The 12508-nt window shown below is 70.6% G+C and carries 10 protein-coding genes; 8 read left to right on the top strand and 2 right to left on the bottom strand.

The annotated features are described in order from the left end of the window. The first annotated feature begins 43 nt into the window (after window positions 1-43). From ON29_RS27055 to mnhG, 8 genes are all read left to right on the top strand, one after another. Window positions 44-2287, top strand: a complete 2244-nt coding sequence (locus ON29_RS27055; RefSeq protein WP_040870632.1) for an AAA family ATPase — start codon at window positions 44-46, stop codon at window positions 2285-2287. A gap of 135 nt (window positions 2288-2422) precedes the next feature. Beyond that, window positions 2423-3724 (top strand): hypothetical protein, encoded by a 1302-nt coding sequence (locus tag ON29_RS34040; protein WP_051175625.1) that lies wholly within the window; start codon window positions 2423-2425, stop codon window positions 3722-3724. A 110-nt stretch (window positions 3725-3834) separates the two neighbouring features. Continuing rightward, the gene (locus tag ON29_RS27070) at window positions 3835-6717 is read left to right on the top strand and encodes a Na+/H+ antiporter subunit A (protein WP_040870635.1); all 2883 of its coding nucleotides are present in this window, start codon (window positions 3835-3837) and stop codon (window positions 6715-6717) included. Continuing rightward, on the top strand, window positions 6714-7091 hold the full coding sequence (locus tag ON29_RS27075) for a Na(+)/H(+) antiporter subunit C (protein ID WP_040870636.1): 378 nt from the start codon (window positions 6714-6716) through the stop codon (window positions 7089-7091). The genes ON29_RS27070 and ON29_RS27075 overlap by 4 nt, the downstream gene beginning before the upstream one ends. Beyond that, window positions 7088-8701, top strand: a complete 1614-nt coding sequence (locus ON29_RS27080) for a Na+/H+ antiporter subunit D (RefSeq protein ID WP_040870637.1) — start codon at window positions 7088-7090, stop codon at window positions 8699-8701. The genes ON29_RS27075 and ON29_RS27080 overlap by 4 nt, the downstream gene beginning before the upstream one ends. Further along, a complete protein-coding gene (locus tag ON29_RS27085; protein ID WP_051175626.1) occupies window positions 8698-9273 on the top strand; it encodes a Na+/H+ antiporter subunit E in 576 nt (191 codons plus the stop codon). The genes ON29_RS27080 and ON29_RS27085 overlap by 4 nt, the downstream gene beginning before the upstream one ends. Next, window positions 9270-9530 (top strand): monovalent cation/H+ antiporter complex subunit F, encoded by a 261-nt coding sequence (locus ON29_RS27090; RefSeq protein ID WP_040870872.1) that lies wholly within the window; start codon window positions 9270-9272, stop codon window positions 9528-9530. Before ON29_RS27085 ends, ON29_RS27090 begins: the two co-directional genes overlap by 4 nt. Further along, window positions 9527-9862, top strand: coding sequence for a monovalent cation/H(+) antiporter subunit G (mnhG, locus tag ON29_RS27095; protein ID WP_040870873.1), 336 nt, complete (start codon window positions 9527-9529; stop codon window positions 9860-9862). The genes ON29_RS27090 and mnhG overlap by 4 nt, the downstream gene beginning before the upstream one ends. A 57-nt stretch (window positions 9863-9919) precedes the next feature. Here mnhG and ON29_RS27100 read toward each other — a convergent pair whose 3' ends face one another. Together ON29_RS27100 and ON29_RS27105 are read right to left on the bottom strand one after the other, a co-directional pair. Then, window positions 9920-11278, bottom strand: a complete 1359-nt coding sequence (locus ON29_RS27100; protein ID WP_051175627.1) for a phosphatase PAP2 family protein — start codon at window positions 11276-11278, stop codon at window positions 9920-9922. 76 nt (window positions 11279-11354) lie between these two features. Continuing rightward, window positions 11355-12500 carry a glutamate--cysteine ligase gene (locus ON29_RS27105; RefSeq protein WP_040870638.1) on the bottom strand — a complete coding sequence of 382 codons (1146 nt, stop codon included), beginning with the start codon at window positions 12498-12500 and terminating at the stop codon, window positions 11355-11357. Between the last annotated feature and the right edge of the window lie 8 nt (window positions 12501-12508).

A 12508-nucleotide genomic window follows, 5' to 3' on the forward strand; every position in this document is an offset into this window, starting at 1 on the left:
GACGAACCGTGACCGATCGCGGGCCGCGCGGCAGAATGGCACAGTGGCAGAACTGGCACTCACCGCCCGCCTGAATCCCTCAGCCGCCGATGCCCGCCGCGGGGTGGTCCGGCTGCATCCGGAGGCGCTGACCGCGCTCGGGTTGCGCGAGTGGGACGGAATCATGCTGGTCGGCTCCCGCCGCACGGCCGCGGTGGTCGGCGTCGCCCGGCAGGGAACGCCCGCCGGGGTCGCGCTGCTCGACGACGTGACGCTGTCCAACGCCGGGTTGCGCGAGGACGCGACCGTGGTGGTCTCCCCCGCGACCGTCTACGGCGCGAAACAGATCACGGTGAGCGGCTCGTTGCACGCCACCCGCACGATTCCGGCCGCCACGCTGCGGCAGGCGCTGCTCGGGAAGGTCGTCACGGTCGGCGACGCGGTCTCCCTGCTGCCGCGCGACCTCGGCCCCGACATCAGCTCCGCGGCGGCCACCCAGGCGCTGTCGCGCACCTTCGGCATCGCCTGGACCACGGAGCTGCTCACCGTCACCGCCACCGATCCGCGCGGCCCCGTGAGCGTGCAGCCGAATACCGCGGTGACCTGGGGTGCGGGCGCGGTCGCCGCGTGGGACATCCCGGCGTCGGCCGGAGCACCGCTCACGGTGGACGAGGGATCCCGCGGCGTCGGCGGTGCCGCCCACGGTGCGGTCACGGGCCCCGACGGCGTCGCGGTGGCAGGCGAAGTCACACCGAGCATCTCGGTCGAAGACCTGGCGGGCGCGCGCACTCAGGCCGCGAAGCTCCAGGAGTGGCTCAGCCTCGCCCTGGACGAGCCCGAACTGTTGCGCACCCTCGGCGCACGTCCGCATCTCGGCGTGCTGATCACCGGCCCGGCAGGCGTCGGCAAGGCCACGCTGGCCCGCGCGATCGCGGCGCCGCGGCGCATAGTGGAGCTGGACGGCCCCACCATCGGCGCGGCCGAGAGCGGTGCGCGGCTGCGCGAGGTCGCCGAGGCGGTGGCCGACATCGGCTGCGGCAAGGGCGGCGTCCTGCTGATCACCGACATCGACGCGCTGCTGCCCGCCGACGCCGAGCCGGTCGCCACGCTCATCCTGGACCAGTTGCGCGCCGCGATCGCCGAACCCTGCGTCGCGTTCATCGCCACCACCGCGCATCCCGCCGGCGTCGACCCGCGGTTGCGGGCGCCGGACCTGTGCGACCGCGAACTCGCGCTGCCGCTGCCCACCGCCGCGGTGCGCAAGGCGCTGCTGGAGCAACTGCTGCGCCGGGTACCGACCGCGGACCTGAAACTCGAGGAGATCGCGGCGCGTACACCCGGATTCGTGGTGTCCGATCTGGCGGCGCTGTGCCGGGAGGCGGCGCTGCGCGCGGCGTCGCGGGCCAGGGAGCACGGCAATCCACAGCTCACCCAGCCCGACCTGGTCGGCGCGCTGGAGGTCATCCGGCCGCTGTCGCGCTCGGGCATGGAGGAACTCGCCATCGGCAGCCTGCACCTCGACGACGTCGGCGACATGGCGGAAACCAAGCAGGCGCTCACCGAGGCGGTGCTGTGGCCGCTGCGGCACCCCGACTCCTTCGCCCGCCTCGGCATCGAGCCACCGCGCGGGGTGCTGCTCTACGGCCCGCCCGGCTGCGGCAAGACCTTCCTGGTGCGCGCGCTGGCCGGTACCGGTCAGCTCAGCGTGCACGCGGTCAAGGGCGCCGAACTGCTGGACCGGTGGGTCGGCTCGTCGGAGCGCGCGGTGCGGGAACTGTTCCAGCGCGCACGCGATTCCGCGCCGTCGCTGATCTTCCTGGACGAGGTGGACGCGCTGGCCCCACGCCGGGGGCAAAGTGCCGACGCGGGTGTGGGCGACCGGGTGGTCGCGGCGCTGCTCACCGAACTCGACGGTGTGGAGCCGCTGCGCGACGTGGTGGTGCTGGGCGCGACCAACCGGCCGGAGCTGATCGATCCGGCGCTGCTTCGTCCCGGCAGGCTCGAACGGCTGGTCTTCGTACCGCCGCCGGACGCCGCCGCCCGGCGGGAGATCCTGCGCACCGCGGGTCGTGCGGTGCCGCTGGCCGCCGACGTCGATCTCGACGCCCTCGCGGAGGAACTGGAGGGTTACTCCGCCGCCGACTGCGCCGCGCTGCTGCGCGAATCCGCGCTCACGGCGATGCGCCGGGACGTGCACGCCGCCGATGTCACCGCCGCCGACGTGCTGGCCGCCCAGACGGTGGTGCGGCCCTCGCTGGACCCGTCGCAGATCGATACGTTGCGCCGCTATGCCGACAGCCGCGGGTAGGCGACGAGCAGTCATCGCCCCTCAGCCACTCTCTGGTAAATCGGCGTGAGCCGCGTTTTTCCCGTTGGAGACATTTACGAGCGAATATTCGGCAATCCCTAGATCGCGCGCGCACCACGGGTAAGTTCGACAACCGTGCGCAGGGTCGGCGACATTGTCGACGCGACCACGGCCTTCACGGGAGCCGCGGTCGCGGGTGTCACGCTGTTCCTACCGGTCACCGTCAGCACCCGCGGCCAGTCCACGTCGTATCGGATCGCCGGTCTGCTCAACAGCGTGCCGCGTAGCGCGGCGCTGGGAGTGATCGTCGCCGTGACGGTCGCCGTGCTGGTCACCACGACCAAGCGGCCGTTGACCGGGTGGGCCACGGCGACCGCCGCCGCGCTGGCCCAGCTGATCAATCACCTCGCCGGACGCCACGTGGCGACGGCCGAGATACTGACCACGCAGAACTACATCGACTCGATCTGCGCCGCCGTGCTGCTCGGCGGGCTGGGCGCCGTGGTGCTGCGCAGACCGTTGCCGGGCGCCGCGTTCGCGGTGGGCGGCGTCGGATTCTTCGGCTTCGGCGATCTGACGAACCTGCTCGACATCAACGCGGATCCGTACGCGGTGCTGGAGACCCCGACGCGCTGGATGATCGGCGTCGCCCTGGCCCTGCTGGTGATCAGCACATTGCACAACTGGAAGCGCACCGAGGAGCCCGAGACACCGCGGATGGCGATCGCCCTGCCGGTGACGCCGATCCTCGCCGCCATGGTGCTCGCGCTGGTGGTACTGGCCGGCACGGAATGGCTGGGCCGCCAGTACAGCAAACTGCCCGCCGAGAGTCACGCGATCGAGATCGGGATCGTCGTCGCCGCGACCATCGTGAGCGCCACAGCGGCGGCCATGCTGCTGCCCGGCCGCGACGGCACCGGGGTGTACCTGGCCGTGAGCCTCACCGCGGCGGTCGACGCCGTCGGCTACGCCGTCCGGCCCGGCTGGACCTCGACGGTGCTCATCGCGTTGACCGCCGCCGGACTGTTCATCGGCTCCCGCATCCCCTCGACCGCTCTCGCCATCCTGTTCCTCATCGGCATCACGGTCTTCGCCCAGGTCACCTCGACGTCGTCGGGTACCGTCGCCTTCGCCGTGATCAGCGGGATCATCGCGTTGACCGCGGGTTACTGCTGCGGGACGGTGCGGCCGCATTACCCGCCCGGCGGTGTGCTCGCGCTCACCGCGCTCTACCTTCCGTCGGCCGTGTCGGTGATGCCGGACCGGCTCAAGGACTGGCGCGAGGACGTGGCGGTACACGACGCGACGCCGGGGCGCACCGCGCTGGCCATCGTCATCGGCAGCGCGATCGGGCTGATCATGCTGCGGAAATTGCGGCCGCGCTGTAAGCCGCAACCGAAAGGGCAGCCGGAAAACGAATCGTTAGCGGATATATAGCCCCGATTCGCGGGGATGGCGGACGCCATACTCACCCCTGCCGCCGAAGACGCAGGCTTTCCGTAGGCTTGTGCCGAACACCCCGCCGCCCCGACTCGACGGAGTGAAGTTTGCTCGCAATCCTGCTCGTGCACGCCGCAGCCGCCCTGGTGGCTCCGCTGGGGGTGCGGGCACTGGGGCGCAATGCTTTCTACCTGCTGGCCGCGGTCCCGCTCGGCAGTTCGGCCTGGGTGATCGCGAATTGGTCCGAGCCGCAGCGCGTCCGGCTGACCTGGGCACCGAGCATCGGCCTGAACATCGATCTGCGTTTCGACACGCTCGCGGCCGTCCTGTGCGCGCTCGTGCTGGGCATCGGAGCGCTGGTGCTGGTGTACTGCGCCAGGTACTTCGAGAACGACGAGCCGCGGCTGGGGGTGTTCGCCGCCGAGCTCGTCGCGTTCGCCGGGGCCATGTTCGGGCTGGTCACCAGCGACAACATGGTGCTGCTCTACGTGTTCTGGGAAGCGACCACGGTACTGTCGTTCCTGCTGATCGGCCACAACGCCGAGCAGGCGGCCAGCAGACGGGCCGCGATCCAGGCGCTGCTGGTGACCGGGGCGGGCGGTTTGGCGATGCTGGCCGGCATCGTCGTGCTCGGCACCGCGAACGGCAGCTATCTACTGTCGGATCTGCTGTCCGGCACCCCGAGCGGGACGGCCGTCGACGTGGCGGTGGCGCTGCTGCTGGTGGGCGCGCTCACCAAATCCGCCGCGGTGCCCTTGCATTTCTGGCTGCCCGGCGCGATGGCCGCGCCGACGCCGGTGAGCGCGTACCTGCACGCCGCGGCCATGGTGAAGGCCGGTGTGTACTTGATCGCCCGGCTCGCACCGGCGTTCGCACAGAACCCGGTGTGGCACCCGCTCGTGCTCACCCTCGGCCTGGCGTCGATGCTGTTGGCCGGGCTGCGCGCACTACAGGTCGTGGATCTGAAATTGGTGCTGGCCTTCGGCACGGTGAGCCAGTTGGGCTTCCTGATCGTGCTGGTCGGCCTCGGCACGCCCGCCGCGGCGCTGGCCGGAGTGACGATGATCGTCGCGCACGCCCTGTTCAAGGCGAGCCTGTTCCTGGTGGTGGGGATCATCGATCACGGCGCGGGAACGCGCGACCTACGCCGGTTGTCCGGTCTCGGCCGCCGGGCGCCGGTGCTGTGCGCCACCGCGATCCTCGCCGCGCTCAGCATGGCGGGCATTCCGCCGCTGCTCGGCTTCGTCGGTAAGGAGAGCGCACTGAGCGCCGTGCTGGACGCCGACATACTCGCCGCGCCCGCCCGCGGCGCGGTGTTCGCCGGGGTGGTGCTCGGCTCGATGCTGACCGTCGGCTACAGCATCAGGTTCGTCTGGGGCGCGTTCGCGGACAAGGGTGTCGACGCCTACCCCGCTCCCCTGGCCCAACATCCGAGCGAAGTGCCCGTCGCCGGACAGGAATCCGAGGATCGCCTCCGCTGGCACCCGCCGGGCGCGCTTTTCCTGGCCGCACCGGTGATCCTCGCCGCCGCGAGCCTCGCGGCCGGTCTCGCGCCGTCCTGGCTGGACGCACGGTTGCGCCCCTATGCCGAAACACTTGCCGGACCCCCGCTTTCCCATCTGGCGCTGTGGCACGGCTTCACCCCCGCGCTGGCGTGGACGCTGCTGATCGTCGCGGTCGGTGTCGGGCTGTACCGGCTGCGCGCCCGCTTCACCGAATCGGCGCACCCGCGCCTCGGCAACGCCGACCGCGCCTACGACGCCACGCTGCGCGCGATGGACATCCTCTCGCTGCGAATGACCGGCACCGTGCAACGCGGGTCGCTGCCGCTGAGCCAGGCGGCGATCCTGGTCACCCTGATCATCCTGCCGACCGTCCTGCTCGCCCTCGGCACCCGCACCGGCGTCACGCTGCGCCTGTGGGATTCGCCGCTGCAAGCGGCCGTCGGCGTGATCATGGCGGTGACCGCGATCGCCGCGACGGTGCTGCGCAACCGCTTGGCGAGCGTGCTGGTGGTGGGCGTGACCGGATACGGCAGCGGCGTGATCTTCGCGCTGCACGGCGCGCCCGACCTCGCGCTGACCCAATTCCTGGTGGAAACGCTGACACTGGTGATCTTCGTCCTCGTCCTGCGCGCCTTCCCCGCGCGGATCGAGGCCCGCCGCAGGACCGCGTTCAAGATCCGCAGGGCGATTCTGGCCGCGGGGACCGGAACGGTGGTCGCTGTCCTGGCCGGCTTCGCCGTCGCGGCGCGCACCGCCGAACCCGTCTGGCCCCGGATCCCCGAAGCCGCCTACACATTCGGTGGTGGAAAGAACGCCCTGAACGTCCTGCTCGTCGACCTGCGGGCGTGGGACACCCTCGGCGAGATCTCGGTACTCGTCGTCGCCGCCACGGGCGTCGCCTCCCTGGTGTTCCGCAGCAGGCGTTTCGGCAGCGCCCCGCGCGCGGCGGACTCCCCCGATTACGACCCGGAACTGGTGAGCTGGCTTCCCGCGGGCCGGTTGGTCGACCGGGCCGATCGGTCGATGGTCCTGCAAATCACCACGCGGCTGGTATTCCCGACCATCATGGTGCTGTCGGTCTACTTCTTCTTCTCCGGCCACAACGCGCCAGGTGGCGGGTTCGCGGGCGGACTCACCGCGGGGCTCGCGCTGACCCTGCGGTATCTCGCGGGCGGCCGCTACGAACTGGGCGAGGCGCTCCCCGTCGACGCGGGCCATGTGCTCGGCGCGGGCCTCACCTTGGCCGCGGGCACCGCGGTCTCCTCGCTGCTGCTCGGCGCGCCGCCGCTGTCCTCGGCGATCATCGAGGTCTCGCTGCCGGTGGTCGGCCACGTCAAGGTGGTCACCGCGCTGCTGTTCGATCTCGGCGTCTACCTCATCGTGGTCGGCCTGGTGCTGGACGTGCTGCGCAGCCTCGGCGCGCGGCTGGACAGCGAGCTGGCCGACGCCGATACCCCGGCCACGAAGGGAGGTTCCGGCGCATGACGGCGAATCTGACCCTGCTGATCGTGATCGGCATCCTGGTCGCGTGCGGGGTGTATCTGCTCCTGGAACGCGCGGTGTCGAAGATGCTGCTCGGGCTGATCCTGTTCGGCAACGCGGTGAACCTGCTGATCCTCACCGCGGGCGGCGCCAACGGCAAGCCGCCCATCCGCGGCGCGGCCGAGACCGAGGAGATGGCCGACCCGCTCGCCCAGGCGATGGTGCTCACCGCCATCGTGATCACCATGGGCATCGCGGCATTCGTGCTCGCCCTCGCCTACCGCGCCTACATGCTCACCACCAGCGACGACGTCGCCAACGACCAGGAAGACGAGGATGTCGCCCGGCGGCGTGCCGGAGAGGATCCGGAGACGTGAACCTCTCGCCCGGCCTGCTGCCGATCCTCGCTCCGCTACCGGTACTGGTTCCGCTGCTCGGCGCCGCCGCCACCCTCGTGTTCGGCCGCAGGCCCCGCATCCAGAGCGTGGTCATCATCGGCGCGCTCACCGCCGTCGTGGTGATCTGCGGGTTGCTGCTGTATCTGGCCGACCGGGACGGCACCACCGCGTTGCAGGTCGGCAACTGGGCGGCCCCGATCGGCATCACGCTGGTGGTGGACCGGCTCTCCGCGGCGATGCTGCTCGTCTCGTCCATCGTGCTGCTCTCGGTCGCCCTCTACGGTGCGGGCCAGAACATCCGCGACGGCGACGAACGGCAGCCCACCTCCATCTACCGCCCCACGTATCTGGTGCTGACCGCCGGTGTCTCGGCCGCCTTCCTGGCCGGTGACCTGTTCAACCTCTTCGTGGGCTTCGAGATCCTGCTCGCGGCCTCGTTCGTGCTGCTGACGGTGGGCGCGACCACCGAGCGGATCCGGGCGGGCGTGGCCTACGTGATGGTGTCGATGGTCTCGTCGCTGATCTTCCTCACCGGCATCGGGCTGACCTACGCGGCCACCGGAACGCTGAATCTCGCCCAGCTCGCCGTCCGGTTCGGAGCCGTGCCGGACGGCACCCGCACGGCGATCTTCGCGGTGCTGCTGGTGGCGTTCGGCATCAAGGCGGCCGTCTTCCCGCTGTCGAACTGGCTGCCCGACTCCTACCCGACCGCCCCGGCTCCGGTCACCGCCGTATTCGCCGGCCTGCTCACCAAAGTGGGTGTGTACGCGATCATCCGGACCCACTCGCTGCTGTTCCCCGACGGCGGCTTCGACTCGGTGCTGCTGGTGTGCGGCCTGCTCACCATGCTCGTCGGCATCCTCGGCGCCATCGCGCAGAGCGACATCCGCCGTCTGCTGTCGTTCACACTGGTCAGCCACATCGGATACATGGTGTTCGGGGTCGGTCTGGCCACCGCGTCCGGGCTGGCGGGCGCGGTGTTCTATGTAGCGCACCACATCCTGGTGCAGACGGCGTTGTTCCTGGTGGCCGGCCTGATCGAGCGGCAAGCCGGATCGACCTCGCTGCGCAGACTGGGCGGGCTCGCCGCGGCCAGTCCGCTGCTCGCGGTGCTGTTCCTGATCCCCGCGCTGAATCTCGGCGGAATACCGCCGTTCTCCGGGTTCATCGGCAAGGTGGCGCTCTTGCAGGCGGGCGCCGAGCGCGGCAGCGCGCTGGCCTGGGTGCTGGTCGGCGGCGCCGTGCTCACCAGCCTGCTCACGCTCTACACCGTGGCAAGGGTGTGGAGCAAAGCGTTCTGGCGCCCCCGCGCGGACGCGCCGGAGGGCCATCTCACCGCGGCGAAGCCCCCGACGCTCATCGAGGACGCGACCGACGTGCACTACGACGAGCGCACCGACCCCGGCCGGATGCCGCCGCTGATGGTGTTGTCCACCGCGGCGCTCGTGACGGTCGGGTTGTGCCTGACCGTGCTGGCCGGCCCGATTCTCACGATCGCCGACCGGGCCGCGGCCGACCTGCGCGACCCCGGCGTGTACATCGGTGCGGTACTGGGTGATTCGCGCGGCGATGCGGGAGGCCCGCGATGAGCGTCGAGCAGAGCGGACGCGGCCGGCGGCGCGAGACGGTCGTCCGAATCGGCGTACTCGCGTGGCTCACCATGGTCTGGCTCGCCCTGTGGGGCGATCTCAGCGTCGCGAATCTGCTGGGCGGGCTGGTGGTCGCCGCGCTGATCATGCTGGCGCTGCCGCTGCCGCGCGTGCCGGTGTCCGGTCGGCTGAACCCGCTTCCGCTGGTCGCGTTGATCGTCGCGAGCGCGTACTACGCGCTGGAGTCGAGCCTCCAGGTCGCCTGGTTCGCGATCCGACCTGCTCCGATGCCGGTGTCCGGGGTGCTGCGGGTATACGCCCGCACGAGATCGGATCTGGTGCTGGTGCTGTGGACCGATGTGCTCAACCTGATCCCCGGCACGATGGTGCTGGAGATCGATCGCAGGCGCTGGGTCGTCTACGTGCACGTGCTCGACGTCGGCAGCGACGCCGCCGTGGACAAGTTCTACCGGATCACCCGGCGGCTGGAACGCCTGCTGATCGATGCGTTCGAACGTCCGACCGGCTGGCCGCGCTCCCGGGCCGCCGCGCTCCCGGAGGTGCCATCGTGACCGTCGTCGCCGTGATCGCCGCCGTCATCCTGACCGCGGCCGGGCTGCTCACCACCTACCGTGTCGTCATGGGGCCGAGCACGCTGGACCGGGTCGTCGGCGTCGACTCGCTGATGGCCATCGCCGCCTCCGGCCTGGCCGTGTGGGCGGCCTACAGCGCCGACACCACCGTGGTGCCCGCGATCGTCGCGCTGGCGCTGGTCGGATTCCTCGGCTCGGCCGCGGTGTCCCGATTCCGGGTGCGGGACGACAAATGAACCTCTGGCACGCGCTCGCGGGCGCCCTGATCCTGTTCGGCTCGACGCTGGCGCTGACCGCGGCGATCGGGATCGTGCGCTTCCCCGATACGCTCACCCGGATGCACGCCGCCACCAAACCGCAGGTCATCGGGCTGATCCTGGTGCTGGCGGGCGCCGCGATCCAGCTGCGCGGGCACGACAACGTCTGGACGCTGGTGCTGGTCGGGCTGTTCACCCTGCTCACGGCCCCGGTGATCGCCCACCTCATCGGCCGCACCGCCTACCGCGAGCAGCGCTACCGCGACGGTCTGTTGCGCATCAACGCTTTGCGCGACGACGACGTGGAATAGCCCGGCTCAGCGCGTGGCGGGCTCGACCACGCGCCGGGCGGCTCGGCCGGACCCCGCTCAGGGCGTGGCGGGTTCGACCTCTCGTTCGGCCCGCAGCGGTTGCCGCACGGTCACGAACCACGTCGCGTGGAACGCCGCCGCCAGTCCGGCCAGCAGTCCGAGCACCACCGTGCCCGCGAGCACCGGGTACTCGGCCATCGGCACCGCGAGGTAGCGGTAGGCCAGCAGTAGCGCGGCCAGCACGACCACACCGGAGCCGACCAGCCGGACCCGGAACCATCCCCAGCCGCGCTCCGGCTCGCGCAGCGCCGATTCGACGGTGAGGCACAGCACCGCGCCCGCGACCAGGTCGACGCCGTAGTGGTAGCCGAAACCGAGGGTGGCGGTGAGGGTGGCCAGCAGCCAGAACGCGCCGCCCCAGCGCAGCCAGGCCGGAGCCGGCTCGCCGTCGCTGGCGCGGCGGGTGTGCAGGAACACCGACAGCGCCCAAGCCGTGTGCATGGAGGGCATGCAGTTGCGCGGAACCGCCGCGTCGAACGGCAGCGGCAGCGGATTCCGGTCGATCGGCGGCACCACACCCGGCCAGTAGTTGCCCAATTGCAGTCCGTTTCCGTCCGGTCCGAACGCGAACATCGGCCCGACCACCGGGAACAGCACGTACACCAGGGGACCGATCAATCCGAGCACCAGGAAGGTCCGCACCAGATAGTGCGACGGCCACCGGCCCGACGACACCACCCCGCGCAGCTGCCATACCGCCACGACGATGGCCGCCACGGGCAGCTCGATGTAGACCCAGTGCAGCACCGCGTAGACCACCGGCCCGAGCGCGTCGACCGCCCGGCCGAGCACCCACGACGGATCACCCAGCGCGTGGTCGGCCAGGATCACGTATTCGTCGAGTACCGTCGGCCTGCCGATCACGGTGACGTGCAGCCAGACGTCGCCGACCTTGGTGGCCAGGATGAGCAGTGCGCCGAGCGCGGCCGCGTGCAGCGCGTTCCGCCGTTCGGCGCCCGACCAGCGCAGCCAGGCCACCAGCGCCAGGCCGGTCAGCACGATCACCGGTCCGTTCCCGATCACGAACGGCTCTCCGGCCAGCAAGCGGGCGCCCGCCCACACCACGTCGACGGCGACCGCGGCGCCCACCGCGACCAGCCTGCGGCGGGCCGAGATGCCTACCAGCGCAAGGACCAGCCCCGCCCAGGGCACCGACATGGACTTGGGAGTGCCGATGTAGTCCCGCGCCACGCTCTCCAGCGGGCCGTCGAACCCCTGCCGGACAGCGACGACCTGCAACACGATCAGCAGGACAGGCACCGCGGCCACCGCCGCGGTGACCCGGACCCGGGTCCGCGGTACGGGACGGCGCGATACCGCGCTTCCTGCTTTGGCACCCGGGTCTTCGACTAGCATCCGACCATAGTAAACGGGGGATGAACGCCATCCCCCTGGCCAGCTGAACGACAGCCGACCTATCCGCGCCGGGACGTTACTGTTTCAGCTCCTCGACCAGCGCGTCCACCACCGCGATCAGGTCGCCCTGCGAGGCCGCGGCGACGCGGCGCTGCCGTTGATAGGACGCGCCCCGCTTGGGGATCTCGGCGACCATCGCGAGTTCGTCCGCGCAGCCCAGACGCGCCGCCGTCGGCTCCAGCCGGTTCAGCAGATCGTCCAGGTCGTCGGTGACCAAGCGCTCGTTGCTGTCGGCATCGGTGATGATGATCGCGTCCAGTCCGTACCGGGCGGCCCGCCACTTGTTCTCCTGCACATGCCACGGCGGCAGGGTGGGCAGGGTTTCGCCGTTCTCGACCCGCTGGTCCAGGTCGACGATCAGGCAATGGATGAGCGCGGCCAGCGCGGCGAGTTCGGCGCGCGTGGAGATGCCGTCGCAGACCCGCACCTCGATGGTGCCCCACTTGGGCGCCGGGCGGATGTCCCAGTGCATGCCGCCCAGCTGGGTGAACACACCGGTCTTGACCTCGTCGTGCACGAAATGCTCGAACTGGGTCCAGTTCTCGAACTGGAACGGCAGGCCCGCGGTCGGCAACTGCTGGAACATCAGCGTCCGGTTGCTGGCGTAGCCGGTGTCCGATCCGGACCACATCGGCGAGCCCGCCGACAGCGCGAGCAGATGCGGATACGACAGCAGCAACGAGTTGAGGATCGGAAACACCTTGTCGCGGTGAGATACTCCGACGTGCACGTGCACGCCCCAGATCATCATCTGGCGACCCCACCACTGCGTGCGCTCGATCAGCTCGTCATAGTGCTCTGATCGGGTGAGCTGCTGGGCCGACCACTGTGCGAACGGATGGGTGCCCGCGCAGAACAGGTCGACGCCGAGCGGGTCGGCCGCGCGCCGCACCGTGTTCATGGTGCCGGTCAGGTCCTCCACCGCCGCCCCCACGGTGTCGTGCACGCCGGTGACGAGCTCGACGGTGTTGCGCAGCAACTCCTTGGTCACCTGCGGTGTGCCGTCGTGGGAGCGCAGCTCACCGAGTGAATCGAACACCGCGGCGGCGGTATTCGACAGGTCGCGGGTCACCTTGTCCACCAAGGCGATCTCCCATTCGACCCCGATCGTGGGCCGGGGCGAACCTTCGAAGGGAACGTGCTCGATTCCTGCCCCGGCCATATACCACC

It is taken from the genome of Nocardia exalbida NBRC 100660, assembly GCF_000308575.1.
Lineage (GTDB): Bacteria > Actinomycetota > Actinomycetes > Mycobacteriales > Mycobacteriaceae > Nocardia > Nocardia exalbida.

What these genes read in the sequence shown, in the direction of transcription:
- ON29_RS27075 (WP_040870636.1), top strand. Translation starts at nt 6,714, where the DNA reads ATGACGGCGAATCTGACCCTGCTGATCGTGATCGGCATCCTGGTCGCG.
- ON29_RS27085 (WP_051175626.1), top strand. Translation starts at nt 8,698, where the DNA reads ATGAGCGTCGAGCAGAGCGGACGCGGCCGGCGGCGCGAGACGGTCGTC.
- mnhG (WP_040870873.1), top strand. Translation starts at nt 9,527, where the DNA reads ATGAACCTCTGGCACGCGCTCGCGGGCGCCCTGATCCTGTTCGGCTCG.
- ON29_RS27100 (WP_051175627.1), bottom strand. Translation starts at nt 11,278, where the DNA reads ATGCTAGTCGAAGACCCGGGTGCCAAAGCAGGAAGCGCGGTATCGCGC.
- ON29_RS27105 (WP_040870638.1), bottom strand. Translation starts at nt 12,500, where the DNA reads ATGGCCGGGGCAGGAATCGAGCACGTTCCCTTCGAAGGTTCGCCCCGG.